Source organism: Marinomonas sp. KMM3893 (genome assembly GCF_004352855.1).
Taxonomy (GTDB): Bacteria; Pseudomonadota; Gammaproteobacteria; order Pseudomonadales; family Marinomonadaceae; genus Marinomonas; species Marinomonas arenicola.
Genome location: NZ_SJSC01000001.1, coordinates 234347 through 250308, shown reverse-complemented (window position 1 = coordinate 250308; position 15962 = coordinate 234347). Strand labels below are relative to the sequence as shown.

Annotated in this window: 17 protein-coding genes; 12 read left to right on the top strand and 5 right to left on the bottom strand. The window is 43.3% G+C overall.

Annotation, left to right across the window (positions count from 1 at the left end):
- The first annotated feature begins 65 nt into the window (after nucleotides 1-65).
- From E0D71_RS01160 to E0D71_RS01150, 3 genes are all read left to right on the top strand, one after another.
- Nucleotides 66-242, top strand: a complete 177-nt coding sequence (locus tag E0D71_RS01160) for a DUF1328 family protein (RefSeq protein ID WP_133001472.1) — start codon at nucleotides 66-68, stop codon at nucleotides 240-242.
- 25 nt (nucleotides 243-267) lie between these two features.
- Nucleotides 268-537 carry a hypothetical protein gene (locus E0D71_RS01155; protein ID WP_133001471.1) on the top strand — a complete coding sequence of 90 codons (270 nt, stop codon included), beginning with the start codon at nucleotides 268-270 and terminating at the stop codon, nucleotides 535-537.
- A gap of 164 nt (nucleotides 538-701) precedes the next feature.
- Nucleotides 702-2405 (top strand): diacylglycerol kinase family protein, encoded by a 1704-nt coding sequence (locus E0D71_RS01150; protein ID WP_133001470.1) that lies wholly within the window; start codon nucleotides 702-704, stop codon nucleotides 2403-2405.
- Between the two features lie 67 nt (nucleotides 2406-2472).
- Here E0D71_RS01150 and E0D71_RS01145 read toward each other — a convergent pair whose 3' ends face one another.
- Nucleotides 2473-3816: a sigma-54 dependent transcriptional regulator gene (locus E0D71_RS01145; protein ID WP_133001469.1), complete on the bottom strand. Its 1344-nt coding sequence runs from the start codon at nucleotides 3814-3816 to the stop codon at nucleotides 2473-2475.
- 242 nt (nucleotides 3817-4058) lie between these two features.
- Between E0D71_RS01145 and E0D71_RS01140 the strand changes: the two genes are divergently transcribed.
- Nucleotides 4059-4562 carry a hypothetical protein gene (locus tag E0D71_RS01140; protein WP_133001468.1) on the top strand — a complete coding sequence of 168 codons (504 nt, stop codon included), beginning with the start codon at nucleotides 4059-4061 and terminating at the stop codon, nucleotides 4560-4562.
- Nucleotides 4563-4652: 90 nt separating this feature from the next.
- Here the strand turns inward: E0D71_RS01140 and E0D71_RS01135 are convergent, their stop codons facing one another.
- Together E0D71_RS01135 and hisA are read right to left on the bottom strand one after the other, a co-directional pair.
- Entirely contained in the window at nucleotides 4653-5381 is a 729-nt protein-coding gene (locus tag E0D71_RS01135) for a hypothetical protein (protein ID WP_133001467.1), read from the bottom strand.
- Nucleotides 5382-5660: 279 nt separating this feature from the next.
- Nucleotides 5661-6422, bottom strand: a complete 762-nt coding sequence (gene hisA / locus E0D71_RS01130; protein WP_133001466.1) for a phosphoribosylformimino-5-aminoimidazole carboxamide ribotide isomerase — start codon at nucleotides 6420-6422, stop codon at nucleotides 5661-5663.
- A gap of 139 nt (nucleotides 6423-6561) precedes the next feature.
- Here hisA and arfB point away from each other — a divergent pair, with 139 nt between their 5' ends.
- Entirely contained in the window at nucleotides 6562-6975 is a 414-nt protein-coding gene (gene arfB / locus E0D71_RS01125) for an alternative ribosome rescue aminoacyl-tRNA hydrolase ArfB (RefSeq protein WP_133001465.1), read from the top strand.
- A gap of 33 nt (nucleotides 6976-7008) precedes the next feature.
- Here arfB and E0D71_RS01120 read toward each other — a convergent pair whose 3' ends face one another.
- Complete coding sequence (locus tag E0D71_RS01120; protein WP_133001464.1) at nucleotides 7009-8505, bottom strand: PLP-dependent aminotransferase family protein; 1497 nt, start codon at nucleotides 8503-8505, stop codon at nucleotides 7009-7011.
- A gap of 212 nt (nucleotides 8506-8717) precedes the next feature.
- Here E0D71_RS01120 and E0D71_RS01115 point away from each other — a divergent pair, with 212 nt between their 5' ends.
- The 3 genes from E0D71_RS01115 to tauA all read left to right on the top strand — a co-directional run bounded on the left by E0D71_RS01115 (nucleotide 8718) and on the right by tauA (nucleotide 11577).
- Nucleotides 8718-9563, top strand: a complete 846-nt coding sequence (locus E0D71_RS01115; protein WP_133001463.1) for a taurine ABC transporter ATP-binding protein — start codon at nucleotides 8718-8720, stop codon at nucleotides 9561-9563.
- Between the two features lies 1 nt (nucleotide 9564).
- On the top strand, nucleotides 9565-10503 hold the full coding sequence (locus tag E0D71_RS01110; RefSeq protein ID WP_207923303.1) for an ABC transporter permease subunit: 939 nt from the start codon (nucleotides 9565-9567) through the stop codon (nucleotides 10501-10503).
- A 75-nt stretch (nucleotides 10504-10578) separates the two neighbouring features.
- Nucleotides 10579-11577 (top strand): taurine ABC transporter substrate-binding protein, encoded by a 999-nt coding sequence (tauA, locus tag E0D71_RS01105; RefSeq protein ID WP_133001462.1) that lies wholly within the window; start codon nucleotides 10579-10581, stop codon nucleotides 11575-11577.
- 343 nt (nucleotides 11578-11920) lie between these two features.
- On the opposite strand, the gene E0D71_RS01100 is transcribed toward tauA, so the two are convergent.
- Nucleotides 11921-12652: a sulfite exporter TauE/SafE family protein gene (locus E0D71_RS01100; protein ID WP_165942936.1), complete on the bottom strand. Its 732-nt coding sequence runs from the start codon at nucleotides 12650-12652 to the stop codon at nucleotides 11921-11923.
- Between the two features lie 827 nt (nucleotides 12653-13479).
- On the opposite strand from E0D71_RS01100, the gene E0D71_RS01095 reads away from it, so the two are divergent.
- Genes E0D71_RS01095 through E0D71_RS01080 form a run of 4 tightly spaced genes read left to right on the top strand, consistent with a single transcriptional unit; the run spans nucleotide 13480 to nucleotide 15954 of the window.
- Complete coding sequence (locus E0D71_RS01095; protein WP_133001460.1) at nucleotides 13480-13950, top strand: hypothetical protein; 471 nt, start codon at nucleotides 13480-13482, stop codon at nucleotides 13948-13950.
- Nucleotides 13951-13994: 44 nt separating this feature from the next.
- A complete protein-coding gene (locus E0D71_RS01090) occupies nucleotides 13995-14474 on the top strand; it encodes a hypothetical protein (RefSeq protein ID WP_133001459.1) in 480 nt (159 codons plus the stop codon).
- Nucleotides 14475-14530: 56 nt separating this feature from the next.
- Nucleotides 14531-15229, top strand: coding sequence for a molecular chaperone (locus E0D71_RS01085; protein ID WP_133001458.1), 699 nt, complete (start codon nucleotides 14531-14533; stop codon nucleotides 15227-15229).
- Complete coding sequence (locus E0D71_RS01080) at nucleotides 15229-15954, top strand: hypothetical protein (RefSeq protein ID WP_133001457.1); 726 nt, start codon at nucleotides 15229-15231, stop codon at nucleotides 15952-15954. The genes E0D71_RS01085 and E0D71_RS01080 overlap by 1 nt, the downstream gene beginning before the upstream one ends.
- The last annotated feature ends 8 nt before the right edge of the window (nucleotides 15955-15962 follow it).

The following is a 15962-nucleotide window of genomic DNA, read 5'->3' as shown; positions in this document are numbered from 1 at the left end:
CACGACCTTCGCAATACCATTAGGGAAGACAATGAAAACGATGAAAATACGTTAAGGAGAATAGCATGTTGGTTTGGACCGTTATCTTTCTAATGATTGCATTGGTTGCCGCTGTACTGGGCTTTACTGGTATCGCAGGCGCAGCGGCAGGGATCGCTAAAATCATCTTTTTCATTTTTATTGTTTTACTACTGATTTCTTTGGTTGCGAACGCCCTACGTGGCAAATCACCAAGAAAATAATCTAAACTGAATGGAGATTATCTTTATGAATATGAAACGTGTATTACTAAAAAGCGCATTGGTTATGGTCGTTGCTGGTTCATTGGCAGCGTGTAATGACGAAACATCAAACAGTGCAGATGACACGGCTTCAAAAGTGGGTGATCAGGTTGAGCAGACCATGGACAAAGCCGGTGACGCTATGGATGACGCAGGTGATGCGATTTCAGATCAGGCGACGGATATGGGTAACGCAATTGAAGATACCTGTGAGAAAGCCAAAGAAGGCGTGAACGCCGAAGACACAGATTGCTAGTCAAAGCGTTTTATTGCTTTGCCCAGATCTCGTATAGATTTCTGGGCAAAGTAAGTGCTATGTTGATTGAATAGCGTTGCTTTTGAGGACAGTGTTGGTTTTCTGGATGATGTTAGTTTATTAAGATTAGTTAAGTTTTAGTAGAGTGACGAGGAGGCGTGCCTTTGTTTCAGCCACAATATTATTTCTACATCACAGTGGTGTTAGCACTGCTGACAACATTGACTTCTAATGTCTATTTTAAGTTGGCATTGGCGTGGTTTACCTTGTCCTATCTGGCTGTCAGCCTGGCGTATTTATTAAACAACCCCACCATTTTTCGAAAACGCTCCGACGGCAGTGTGCCCGTGTATATCCGCTGGGTATTTCATCCTTTCCTATGGACGACTCAGCTGTACAATTCTTGGCAACGTAGCCGTGATACCGTGCCAGCCTTGCAAAAAATCGACGAAGGTTTGTACCTTGCCCGTCGTCTTTTCCCTTCTGATGTGCATCACCTTAAAAGTGAGAATATAGCGGCGATCCTTGATGTGACCGCTGAATTTACTTCGTTGAATTGGGTGTCCAGTCAACAGCATGTGGATTATCTAAATATTCCTGTGTTGGATCATTCGACGCCCTCTAACGTGCAAATATACAAAGCCTTAAACTGGATACACACACATCGAAAAACAGGCCGTTCGGTGATGATTCATTGTGCGTTAGGTCGCGGACGTTCGGTTTTTGTTATGGCGGCGTATTTATTGAGCCAAAATCCAAACTGCTCACCCGACGACGTGATGGAAAAAATTCGCGCCATTCGTCAAACGGCACGCCTGAATAAACGTCAGTTTAAGGCGCTAAAGCGCGCCCATAAAAATGGTTTACTCACGGTGCGTAATACCGCTTGGCTGATTGCTAACCCCGTTGCAGGAAAGCGCCAATGGGAAGCTGAAAAAGCGTTTATTTTGCGTTATCTGAGTGCTTATTATGATGTGACTGTGAAAATAACGTCCCCTGAGAATAATGGGACGGTTTATGCCAAAGAGGCGGTAAACGCTTCTCCAGACCTTGTTATTGCTTGCGGAGGAGACGGTACCGTGGCGGAAGTGGCGAGCGCGCTGGTGGGCAGTGATATCAAGCTGGGTATCATTCCTTTTGGTACCGCAAATGCGTTGAGCCATGTGTTGTGCGGCGTCTTGTCCAAAGTGGCGCCAGTGGAAACCGCGTGCATTAATTTAGTGGAAGGGTGTGAGCAAAAAATTGATACCGCCGAGTGCAATGGTGAGCTAATGCTGCTTATGGTTGGTGTGGGCTTTGAACAACAAATGATTGAAAAAGCGGACCGTGAGAAGAAAAACACCAGTGGGCAACTTGCTTATTTACAAGGTTTACGAGAAGCCATCAGCCAAAATGATGTGCATGAGTTTCAGGTGTCATTAGACGATGAAGAGACGTTTATGATTAAGACACCGAGTCTCACAATAGCCAATGCCGCTCCCATCACCACCTTGTTGGCGCAAGGTAGGGGAATGCCAAATATTATGGACGGTGAGTTGGATTTAACCTGGCTTGATCCACATCGTTTTCAATTGTTGAATTTGGCGGAATTGGCTTTGTTAGGGTTAGGGGATGCCAACGCTGATAATGGGTCAGAGCATGACGAAGAGGCGCGAGAGTCAGGGGTGTTCCATCGTGCGGCTCGACAAGTCACCGTCGATATTAGTCAGGTAGGGCGCTATGTGATTGACGGCGAGGAGCGAGAGGCTGATACGATTAATATTAAGGTCAATCCAAATTCACTGAATGTGGTGGTGCCTGAGTCTGCTTTAAACAATGCGCTAAAAGAAAACTCTGGCACCAAAGAGGCTCAAAAAACAGCGCAATGAGCATTTTCTCTGCGGTCTCCTGATCTACTGAGCAGACGGAGACTCGCCACTGTGCATCGAAGGTTGGTTAATGAGAGTTGTCGTATTTGTCCAGTTTGTTATAAAGCGTTTTCACACTGATGCCGAGCTGTTGAGCGGTATCTGTTTTATTGCCCGCGTTTTCTTTTAAGGTTTCGGTGATGGCAATTTTTTCGATGTCATCGAGGCGCATACCAACGGGCACTTTTTGACTGTCATCGGCTTGGTCATCGTCTCCTAGGCTATTGATAATCAAATGTTCTGGCTTAATCACATCATTTGCCAGTATGCAGGCGCGTTCAATGGTGTGCTTTAATTCGCGCACATTACCAGGCCAAGAATAGCTTTGTATTTTATCAAGGGTGCTTTTTGAGAGGCTTTTATGGGTGTTATCTTGGGCATTACGATACGCCAAGAAGTGTTGCGCTAGGCCGCTAGCGTCTTCTTCACGGTCTCGCAGTGGCGGAACGCTAATAGGGAATTGAGCCAATCGAAAATACAGATCTTCTCGGAAGGTTTCCTCTTTGATTGCATCGCTAAGGCAGCGGTTGGTCGCCGCAATGATACGCACATCTGCGATTTTGACGTTTTGTCCTCCAACGGGTTTGTATTCCCCGCTCTCTAGTACCCGCAGTAATTTTACCTGATGCTCGTAAGGCATCTCGGTGATTTCGTCTAGAAACAGAGTGCCTCCTTCGGCTTGTTCAAAAACCCCTTCATGGTCCTTGTAGGCGCCAGTAAAAGAGCCTTTGACGTGACCAAACAATTCACTGTCAATAAGTTCTGGGCTTAAGGCGCCGCAGTTGATGGCGACAAATGGCGCTTCAGAGCGCTCGCTAAAGATATGCAATGTGTTGGCCACTAGCTCTTTACCAGAGCCGCTTTCGCCAATAATAAAGGCGTTGGTCTTGGTGGCGGCGACTTTGCGAATGGTGCGGTACAAAGAGTGCATAGCGAGGGAAGAGCCCACTAATTGACCAAACTGGTCTAAATTACTGGTGTTGCTTAATGCGCTACTTTTGCTATCACTGAGTTCGATAAAAGACTCTCGTAACGAGGCTTCGATTAATGAGTAATTAAAGGGGGCGCGATAATGGAACCCAGCTCCTTTATGCATCAGCTCATCCAACAAGGTGTCGGGTTTGCCTTGGCTGAAAAATGAAAATTCAATGCAGTTCAATAATTCGCTATTTTGCAAGGCGAGGAAAGAGGCTTTTTCTACACCGTCAACTTCAATTATGGCGACCTGACATTGCGAGTGTGTTAGTTGTTCTAACCAGCATTCAGCTTGGTTACTTATCATTAGCTCAAATTGTCGAACGCTGTCTAAAGACAATAGAGCAGAGGCTAATGATGGATCACGAGTGTGTATAAAAAGCTTTGGTGATGGCATGTTAGCTCTCCTTAAGAATCCTGTTTAATCATCTTACGCTGTGTAAGGCTGACAAGATAACGTGTAATTTCTTCCTGTTTTCATCCAGTTTTCACCCAGTTGAAACATCAAATTGCTAGGTTAGCTCCTATAACATCACAGGTTGGCTAAGTTGGCATAGCCTTTGTAAGAGACTTTTCAGTAAACAGATTCGTTTTATAGGTTATTTACACAAAACACGCCATATCGAGAGGGGATAAATCATGCAACCGAGTAACAATAATACCAAGGCCTATTGTGACGCCGACTCGCGACTGATGGTTGATATTCTTTCTATTAGTTTCGATGGCAGTGTTGCCAATTCCAATCTCTATAAGCGCGCGACCAATACGGCAGAGCAGCATTTTTTCCAGCGGGTGTCTACTCAGTATCGAACGCTATGTGACAGCTTGTTGGTAAGCTTAGCACCATTGCCGAAAGACAGTGGTACGATGAATTTAGAGGCAGGTTACATTGCGAAGGCGTATTTGATGGCTTTAAAGTCCTCTGACAAACATGCACCAAGTCGAGTCATGAGTGTAAATCGCCAAGCGCTAAAAAGAATCAGAAGGATGGTGGAGCGAATTAGCGACCGTCTCTTTGCCAGTTGGATTAGCCAGTACCTAGCGTGGATTCAAATGACGTTGGATCATGTTCAGCAGCAGCGTTCCGCCATGCTAACCCTAGAACCAGGTTGTGGGAACCGAGAACAGCTGAGTCAGCATTAAACGAAGCACGCTGGATGTGCTTCGTTCTTGCCGTAGCCGTGTTGCTAACCATATTTGTTATAACAGCGCATTGCGAGGGGCAATGATGCGTTAGTGGCTGCCAGTTACTTGGCGGTAATCTAAAGAGCCGATAATGGTGCCATTGTTTTCGCTGGTATCAACGTCAAACGTGGCATGGCTTTTCTCGTTGTTAGGATTAACAATACTGATCACCTTATCATTGACCAACAACTGATAGCTTTCTGAGTAAGTGATGCGCAGATCTTCAGAGTGTTGAGCGTCGAATAATAAACCATCTTTCAAGCGGATAACTCGACTTTCGCCGCGAACCCATTGGCCTATTAAAGGTTGTGTGACAAAGCTGGAATCGGCCAGTGTGATGTTCGTTTTAGACACCAATATTTGAATGATGTCTCCTGGTAAGGCGGCTTTTTTACGTTGCTCTACGCGGCTGTCGATGGCCATAAGTTGCTCACTGGTCTGATCGTTGTAAGCACGCAGTTGTTGAATGGCTTCAGAGGTAAGCAGCTGTGTGGTCATAGACTCTTTGTCTATGGATGGAATGCTGGGCGCTGTCCCAGAGCGAGCCAGAAGCTCTGAATGATGAGCTGCGGCTTGTTTCATTTCCTCGTCAAGTGTCTCAAGCAGGGCTTGCGAACGCTCACCACTTGTTTGTGAAGACGTAACGGCTTGCTCTTTTGAGCTTGCTTGATGTGTTGTTTGTTCAGTCTCTGATGGCGTTGTTTTGTGCAAAATAGGTAAGGAGCATGCACTGATGAAAAGCGGCAAAAGTAAAAAGCCTGCACGGAATAGCGACATTGAATAATCCTAAGATTAGATATAAAAATAAGTGCAGCTAGTATGCGGCATGGACCCGGTGATGTCGAGATCTCGTGCTCGAATCATCTGCGTCAATACTATCAAAAGAACTGTAAAAGGACTGTCTGAAGAAGCAAATGTTTGTTTGAAGGTTTTGTCGGTTTGTCTCTGACTGAAATGCCCTTAAATTAAGCACTTGATGAATTAAGATGCCTTCATTGGTGTGGTGATTGAAGGCATCTTGAACGAGTCATGTCGGCATCATAGAAGCAAAAAAGGTTAGGCTTTTGTCTGATTCCAAAGGATGCATTCGTCTAAGGTAATTCCTTGTCCGCCGAAGATATCAAGCGCGCTGCCAATGGTCAGATCTACCTTGCCATTGGAGAGTTGATTGACGCGTTTTAAATCGTCTAACGAGCGCGCGCCGCCAGCGTAAGTCACGGCAACCGGACAACCTTGGCCAAGCAGTGTCACCAGCTCTTCATCAATACCACTTTGTAAACCTTCGACATCGGCCGCATGAATCAGAAACTCATCGCAATGGTCAGCAAGTTCAATAAGGTTGGCACTATTCACTTCTGTGGAGGTAATGGTTTGCCAACGATCAGTGGCAATGTACCAGCCATTGGCAGTACGGCGGCAGCTGAGATCAAGAACCAAGCGATCTACGCCTGTTTCACGTTTTACTTTATCGAGACGATCCCAAGAGAATTCACCGTTTTCAAACAAATACGATGTAACAATAACGTGTGATGCGCCAGCTTCAAGATAGCTTTGTGCATTACGTGCGGTTACGCCACCGCCAAATTGAAGACCATTTGGGTAGGTTTTTAGCGCGCTGATCGCTTCGTTATGATTGCCTTTCCCCAATGCAATAACATGACCGCCAGTTAAATTGTGTTCACGGTATAGGGCGGCATAATGCGCTGCGTCGTAATCACTAATAAAGTTTTCTTTGGCGCCTTTGTCATTGAGGCTGCCGCCGACGATTTGCTTAACTTTGCCTTGGTGTAAATCAATACAAGGACGAAACTGAGTCACGAAAAACTCCCTACTTAATCTGAGACAAGAGACGGATTGTAACTGATAATGTAGCTTGAAACGATCCATCAAAGCAAAGCCTGACTAAGACTGTTACAATCTTGGCCAGATTAAGCTGACGAGTTATAAAATTATCCCAATGTTGCAAATTTCCATTGCTGTTTCCATTCCCGATCACGAAATTGAATTAACAGCTATTCGAGCCCAAGGCGCGGGCGGTCAAAACGTTAACAAAGTCTCATCGGCGATCCATTTGCGCTTTAATGTTGCCAACTCTTCCTTGCCTGCCTTCCATAAAGAACGTCTGCTGGCGTTGAGTGACAGCCGTCTAACGAAAGAGGGTGATATTGTCATCAAGGCGCAGCAACATAGAACCCAAGAGTTAAACCGAGAGGATGCTTTAGCGCGCTTAAAAGCGCTTATTCTTGACGCCATTAAAGTGCAAAAAGCGCGTCGAGCGACCAAACCTTCGCGCTCTTCACAAAAGAAACGCGTCGATAAGAAAAAACAAAAAGGTCAGATTAAAAGCTTACGAAAAAGCAATTGGGATTAACAAACGCGAAGTCGACGCGTTATTCCTAAAGAGCTAATTCGTTGCGTATATCTGACGAGGGTATTCTTTTTGCAGTTGTAAAATGAGTGTGCCTAACACCTCAAGGCCTTTTTCTATTTTATCTTCAGGTATCGCCGAGAACCCCAGTCGTATGTAATTCTGCGGAGAAGGCGCTTGGGCAAAAAGGCTGTCTCCCGATTCCACTAAAATACTGTAATTAGACGCTAAACGAACTAAGTCTGAGCTTTTTAAAGGGCTGGGCAATTTTATCCAAAAGCAGAAGCTACCTTGGGTTTCTGTTATCTCACATTGTGCTAAGTGTTTTTTCAACCCACGAGACATCAGTCCCCATTTTGTTTCATACAAGGTTTTCATCCGGCGCAAATGGCTGTCGTAGTACCCCTGACTAATAAAGAGCGCGGCCACGGTTTGGTTGTTAGCGGGCGGATGGCGATATTGCAAACGACGCAGCTCTCTGAGTTCTTTGATTAATTCCGCGTCCGCCACTAAATAACCTAACCTAAGTCCAGGTGATAAAGACTTTGATAAACTGCCTGCGTAAATAACCCTGCCTTTATCATCCATGCTTTTTAACGATGGCAAAGGGCGCTCATGGAAATTTACTTCGCTTTCATAATCGTCTTCGATAATGATGAAATCGTCTGTTGATGCTTGCTCTAATAGTGCGATACGCCTATCCAATGGCATGGTGACCGTCGTGGGGTATTGATGGCTTGGGGTCACGCAAACATAATCACAGGGGCTAAGCTGTGGTCCTGTGACCACGCCTTGATCATCGAGTTGCAAAAAGGTGAGTTGTGAACGCGAGGCATGAAAAATATGGCGTTGGTCTGGATAGCCAGGGTCTTCTAATCCAACCAAGGTGTCTTCATTGGTGAGTAAACCAGCCAAAAGAGAAAACGAATTTTGCGTGCCCATGGTGAGAAGTATCTGGTCGGCACTGGCGGTGATGCCGCGTTTGGGCAAAATATTTTGACGTATTTGGCTGATTAGTGCCTTTGAGTCCACATCCACATAGTCTTCAATCCACTCATGAACATTCCCGCGACTCTGCGCAATGCGAGTGCATTCACGCCATTGATAAAGCGGAAAGTGCATGGGCTCTATTTGGCCGTAAATAAATGGATATGAGTAGGTGATCCAATTTTTGTCCTTGTGCAAGGTGTTAAAAGAAGAGGGGATTTTTTTGAGTCTTTTGCTCCAGCCTAGGTCACTTTCTGGCGTCTTCTTTAAAAGGTGCACTGTATCGGGGAGTTGATCGTCTAGTTCCGGGTTCACAAAGTAGCCACTGCGCTCTTTAGAAATTAAAAAGCGTTCATCAACCAAGCCTTCGTACACCAGCATAACGGTATTTCTGGACACGCCTAACAGCTGAGCCATCTTGCGGCTGGAAGGTAAACTAGACTCGCCAAAATAATCTTTCTTAATTAAATCAACGAGTTTCTCTCTTATTTGTTGTTGAAAGCTTTTGCCAGGTTGGAATTCAACATTAATTAGACAGTCCGTCATTGTTATTACCTTTCTCGAATTAGCACAGGACTTGAAAATCTAGTGTTCATTTATGCAAAAAATACTCCATGTTTTCTTATGTTTTTCTCTGGACCATAAAATTTGTGGGTTGGCTCTATGGCTTTGGAGGTCAGATAAGTAACTTGAATAACAAGATTTAACGAATTGCCTTACACGTCGTGAGATGAGTTAGGCAGAACAGGAGTGGAAAAATGAATACATTAGACATTCGGGATGTATCGGTAGTTTACCCTGCCTCTCAAGGGGGAGAAGCGGTCACAGCGCTGTCTGATATCAATTTGACGATAGAGCAAGGAGACCTGGTGGTTGCCTTAGGCGCTTCAGGTTGCGGTAAAACCACTTTATTGAGTTTGATTGCAGGATTTATTGCCCCTAGCAAAGGGTATTTAACATTGGGTGATAGCTCAATAAAGGGCTACCCACGCATTGCTTGTGGTTTGGATCTGGGCGATGAAGTGATTGGTCCAGGAGCAGATCGTGGTGTGGTGTTTCAAAAGCACGCGCTGTTGCCTTGGCTTGATGTGATTGAGAACACGGAATTTGGTCTTAAGCTACAAGGTGTTGGCAAAAAAGAGCGTCGTGAAAAAGCCGCAGAATTTCTAAAGCTGGTGGGGTTAGAAGACTTTCATCATCACCGCGTTTATCAATTGTCTGGTGGCATGCAGCAGCGTGTGGGGATTGCCAGAGCGTTGGCGAATAATCCAGAAATGCTACTTCTTGATGAGCCTTTAGGAGCCCTAGACGCCTTGACACGAGAGTCCTTGCAAGAGCTGTTATTAGATGTCTGGCAAGAGACCAATAAAATGATGTTTTTCATCACACACAGTGTGGATGAAGCCTTGTTGTTAGCCACTCGTCTGATTGTGATGTCACCTCGCCCAGGGCGTATTACTCACCAGTTTGATCTGAACTTTAATAGAGAGTTTTTGGCGTGTCGTGACGCTCGTAAAGTGAAATCTAGCGAAGCATTTATCAGTACAAGAGAAAAGATACTATCGATCATTCATGGCGATGAAACGGGTCAAGAAGGGGCTTAATATGAACATTAAATCAACCACAGCTTTAGCTGATACAAATGCAAAAAACGAGTCGAAAGCACCGGTTTTAGCAAACAAAGAGTTCACCCCATTAATACAAAAACTCATGCTTTATTCGAAATTGAAAATTAGCAAACCTTCGATTAAAAGTGGTGAGTTCTATGGCGCGCCTGGGGCAGGCGACAGCCGCCTTATTTCTGTCGTGTCGACGCTTTTGTTTATTGGCATTTGGGCTTTGGTCACCGAGATGGGGTTTATTGATCCTTTGTTCTTACCGTCGCCGTTTGATGTGTTTCAAAAGTTTCTCGACATTGCCAATAGCGGGTTTGCTGGTGCGACGCTAATAGAACATTTATCGGCCAGTTTGACGCGAATTTTCGGTGCCTTTTTCTTTGCCTGTTTGATTGGTATTCCGCTCGGGATTTTAATCGGTTGCAGCTACATCTTACGCGGTATTTTTGATCCACTGATCGAGTTCTATCGCCCATTACCACCATTGGCTTACTTACCGCTCATCATTATTTGGTTGGGGATTGATGAAAGCAGCAAGATGACGTTGATCTTTCTGGCCATGCTCGCGCCGATTATTTTGAGCGCTCGTGCTGGCGTAACCTCGGTGCGTATCGAGCAAATTCAAGTGGCTTACTCTATGGGGGCGAGTCGTTGGCAGGTAATAACCCAAGTGATTGCGAAAGGTGCGTTACCTGATGTGTTAACAGGCATGCGCATCGCAATTGGTTTTGGGTGGACAACCTTGGTGGCGGCAGAAATGGTCGCGGCGCAACGAGGTATTGGTTTTATGGTGTTAAACGCGTCTGAGTTCTTACGTACCGATGTGGTCATTGCTGGGATCATAGTGATTGGTGTGATTGCGTATTGCTTTGATCTACTGATGCGTTATTTGGAAAGAAAGCTTGTTCCATGGAAAGGTCATAACTAATAACAGGGCGACTGAGTTATAGGTTGAAAACACATAATTCATTAAAACTATTAAACTATCATGCAAGGAATAACTATGAAATTTGTGAAAAAAGTAGCTTTGTTCGCGGGCGCTATGGCGATTTCATTTAGCGCTATGTCAGAAGAAATCACCATAGGTTACCAAGGGATTTTTAACCCTTATAAAAAGGTAATTGATGAAAAAATCATAGAGAAAAAGTTGGGTGTGACCATCAATTGGCGGCGTTTTGATTCCGGTGCGAAAGCCATGACCGCATTGGCATCAGGCAGTGTAGACATTGCGACTGCAGGCTCTAGCCCTATTGCTGCGGCGGTGAGTAATGGTGTGAAAGCAGAGGTCTTTTGGATTTTAGAAAACATTGGTGATGCCGAGGCTATGGTGGTTCGTAATGGCTCCGACATTATGAAACCCTCTGATCTAAAAGGTAAAACCATTGCCGTCCCGTTTGTCTCGACAACGCATTTTCATATGATGTTTGCCTTAGAGCAATTTGGCATTAAGCCAAGTGAAGTGAAACTGTTGAACATGCAACCCAGTGCCATTGCCGCGGCATGGCGTCGCGGTGATATAGATGCTGCGTTTATTTGGGATCCAGTGTTAGGGCAAATCAAGCAAAATGGTCATGTGCTTATTACCTCGAAAACATTAAGCTCTTGGGGCAAACCAACGTTTGATGGGTTGGTGGCAAACAAGAAGTTTTCGGAAACCCATAAGCAATTTCTAGTCGATTTTGTCAAAATTGTGGCCGCGGTAGACAAAGAATACAACGATCATAAAACAAGCTTTACAACGGACAACCCGATGGCCAAATCCATCAGTAAAATCACTGGTGGTGATATCAATACTGTGCCAAGTGTGATGGCGCTATACGAATACCCAACGCTTAAAGAGCAAGGGTCTTGCGCTTGGTTAGGCTGTGGTGACAAAGGGGGCGTTGTTTCGGCTCTGAAAGCCACGTCTGAGTTCTTATTGGAGCAGAAAAAAATCAGTGGTTTAAAAGAGGATTATTCTGTCTTTGTGAACCCTGAGTATGTGAAAGCAGCGATGCAATAAGCGCTATCGATTTACGTAATCGTATCTTTTAAATCGCTCGTTCTTCTCAACCAAAGCCAATGCTTAAAGCGTTGGCTTTTTTATGCCCAGACGGTCTTCAGAATAGCGCTGGGCATCTAGGTGATATTATTTTTGGAATATTAGAGCGAGGTGTTTTAGCGTCGTTTAATCCGAATGTCAGCCGCTGCTAAAGCCTCGGTTACACAGGGGAATACGTGGTTTCGTGATTGACCATATACGGACATAAGGGTGGGACAAAGGAATGAAGGGCGACAGTAGAAAGGGGCGTGTCAGCGCAGCATAGTACCTCACTTAATGAGGTTACTTACTCCGCGCTGTTTTTTTACATAGAACGAAAGGCTTGGCTAAACCCAACGACCGCAACGAGGACCATTAACGGTAGAGAGATGGACTTAAAGGATGTTGGAGGGCGTTTGTTAAAAAAGAATTGACCAATTTTAACGCCTATCATAGTGGGCACTAACAAGCATGCGATAGCAAGATACACCTCATTACTGGAGGATTGGCTTAACCCTAGGCCAATTAGCGCAACCAATTCACTGACGATAAAAAATAAAATCATGGTAGCCCGCTGTGCTCTGACATTCAGAGGGCTGGATAAAATGTAATAAAGGATCATAGGGCCACCAATAGAGGCACTAGAAGTGCCAACGCCTGAAGCGACTCCTGTTAATAATTTTTTACCGAATGAATCGTTCTGAGACGGTTTGGCTTTTTTGATTAATAGCATCACCAGTATCAAGACAAAGGAACAGATCGCCAGTTTCAACCAGATAGCAGGCAGTAAATACAATAATAAGAGGCCAATTGGAATGCCTAATATTGAGCCACTAGCCAAAATGCGAAACGTTTTTTTATCCGCGTGTTTAGTCGCTTCTCTAATCAGGCTGATGCTGCAAATGAAATCCAGTGCTAACACAATAGGCACGCTTTTAATCGGGTCTAGAAATAGGTTTAAGCCAATAACAGCAATCACGGCAAAGCCAAAGCCAGCATAGCCGCGAACAATACCGGCAAAAAAAACAATAGGAACTAAATAGACTAGATTTTCCATAGAGCACAGCTTCCTAAAAAGTAAATAGGGCAGAAGTATGCTGCCTAGAGCGCACACTGAGTAGAGCCAGTTAAGACTCCCCATAGCGCCAGGCATCGAGTGAGTAAAATTATTGGCTATTGCTACCTTGTGGCTGCTGGATCTTCGTTTGGCTGTCGTCAATAGCATAAACTCAGGCTTTAATAAGGCCCTATGCTCCCTGCTAAGGTGTTGTTTGATGATTCGGTGTCGCTCGCCCATTCATTCCTCATTTTAATTTCTTCTGTTGCGCTTCTTTCCCTCTCTTTTGTTGTCCGATTTGTGTGTCTTTCTTCTAAGTAAGCGTTTTTATCTGGGTGGCAAGGAAACCATCGAATAAAAAGCCAAAGAGCCTTCATGGAATAATGAAAAAAAATAGCAAGAAAGTAGCATGTTGGTCTTGCAATCACGTGTTTTTTAGTGGCTAAAAAAGCGTTTTTAAAGGTAAAGGAACTGTAACGATGTGTATAAGGTGATTAAGGTATCTGTAAACATTAACCGATTGTTTAATTTTTTTTCAAACGTTGTGCTTGCTCTATGTGGTTTTATGTTTACCTCATGTTTACATTTTGTTCTTCTTTGTGACCTTTTGTAAGTCTTTGTTATGGCATCAGAAAAGCCAGAAATCTTGATTTTTTGTTTATTTCTTAATTTATTTAGTTATGAAAATATTTAGTTGTAAATGTTGGTGTATTTAAATGATACGGCTTTATTCGATATGAAAGTAAGCAAATAGAAACGTACTAAACAGATTTTTATTATCTAGGATCAAATGGTGTTAGCGAGGCTGGCAAAAGGAAGTAAAGGAAATGAGAAAAAGTATTGCAATTATATTATCTGCCTACGCCTTCAATGCTTATAGTAGTGATGACGTAAGTTTAACATTAATTGGGTATATTCCTGAAAAATGTGGCTTTACAGCAGAGAGCAATAACTTGTCTCTTTCTAATAATGGTTTAGCTAGCACAGAACTGGTGATTGATTGTAATTCACCTATGCGAGTATCGATGCAATCTGAGAATGGTGGTTTGCGCCATCAGAAAGGTACTCAAATAAATGATTATAGCGTGACATTGTCGATAGCGGATGCAAATTACAGTACCTCTGTATTGGCGCATCAACTAAAAAACACAAAGATGTTTAACGTAAATGAGATTTTATTTAAAAGCATAGCGACATTACAGCTTAAACTAGTGGACCCTTTGATTTATGCGGGGAATTACCAGGACGTTATTCGCATAGAAATGACCCCATCAGCAATATCCGGTGGAGTATGGTAAAGCATTAATTTTTAGATATTAAATATTATATAAGGAATATCAAGATGAAAAAGTTAATAGTATTATCAGCAATCGCAACTCTTACTTCTGGCGCCGCATTAGCGAGTGACATTTCTGTAAACGGTTCTGTTCAATCTGTTTGTGAAGTGACTAACGTTGATAGCAGCTCTGTTGCTTTCCCTTCATTAGTCGCTGGTGCAACCAGCGATTTTGACTTTTCAATGAAATGTAATGACTATGATGGTGCGACGGTAAAACTCACATCTTCAGAAGGTCATATGCAAACCGTTGATGGCTTGGATGCGACAGGCGTTGGTTACACAGCATTGCTAGATGCAGCACCATACAACTTCACTCTAAGTGCAACCACAGGTAGTGATGACTTGAGTGAATCTCAAAGTAAACCTGGCTCTGCCGCTTTTGCTTCTGGTATTACAGGAAATATTCTTCTTACAGTGGTAGATACTCCTATCTTCTCTGGTAATTATACTGATCAGTTGAGCTTGACTGTAACAGCTAATTAATATCTATACGAAAAAAGGCAGTGTTTATCACTGCCTTTTTTATTAGGAAGAATATTATGAAATATATTATCGCTTTTCTTTTATTTGTTTTTTCTTTTTCAGCTTTTTCATTTGAAGTTAGGCCTATGGTATCAGAGATAAAACCCTCGGGTAGCCAATCTCAGCAAACTTTTCGTGTTTATAATGGATCTAAAGAGCCACTAACTATTGATATTGAAGCGTATAATCTATCAGTTGATAGTAATGGTCAGGAAAAGTTAGAAATAAATGATCAGGATTTCCTAATTATTCCTTTAACCAGTATTGTTCAACCTGGGAAAAGTCAATCTGTCATTGTTCGCTATATCGGAGAGCCTGTATTGTCTGCCTCTAAAGCTTATCGGATTGCTGTTAATCAGGTTGCAGTTAACTTAGATGAGGCCAATGTTTCTGGAATAGGTATGACAGTTAGTTTTCAGACATTGTTAAACGTGGTTCCGGATAATGCTCAAGCGAAAGTTATCATTAAGAACAAAAAGCAAGTTGGAAAAGATATTTGGAGTGTTGAGTTAGAGAATAAAGGGAATAAGTTTGTTCGTCTGACTCAATCGAAATGGATGATAAATAGCCATGATAAAAACCTTGTGTTAGAAGGCAAAGAACTTAGTCAATCACTAAGTGGGAAAATTGTGCTACCTAATTCAAAAAGCACAGTAAGGATTAGAATTCCGTCAGAATTCAATGCCTCTGATAGTGATTTAAAAGTGGTTTTATAATGTTAAGGCGAGTCGTAACCGCATTATTTCTATACAGCCTGGTGGCAACACCAGCTAATGCTGTAGAAGTAACCCCCATGGTCATTACTTTTTCGCCATATGATTCTGTGAGAACTCCTTTTAGTTTGGTTTACAACCAGTTACCCAGAGACATTGCTTTCGATATTCAGGTTTATGAAGTGGATTTTGACCCAACGGGGAACAGCGAGCCCAAATTGATCCCCGTAGATGATGCTCCGTTATGGGTTTTTCCGCCGTCTTTGTATTTAAAAGCAGGAAAAAGCCAACGAATACAATTTAGATGGGTTGGTAAGAATGTCCCCTCTGTCGATAAAACTTATCAAGTCAGTTTGATTGAACAGCCTATTGCGAATTTACCGATAGAAAAACAGTCGAAGTTAACCATCCTATTGGACGTTAATTTGATTGTTCATATTGACCAAGCGGTACTTACTCCAGACATAAGCGTAGGACCATCTAATATAAAAAATGGCGTCTTAATCGCTAAGGTAATGAATAAAGGCGCTGGGGCGAGCCGATTAAGTGATTACGATATTGATATTGTTGAAGATGGCGTCGAGTTAAAGCACATTGCCAAACAGGAATTAAAGTCTCAGGGCTACGACGTTTTTTTTCCGCCTAAGAGCGCTATGTTCGTAAAAATCCCTGTGTCAGATCTAATAAAAAAGAATAAAAACAATGTAAAACTAGAGCTGATGGAATAGTTATGCGA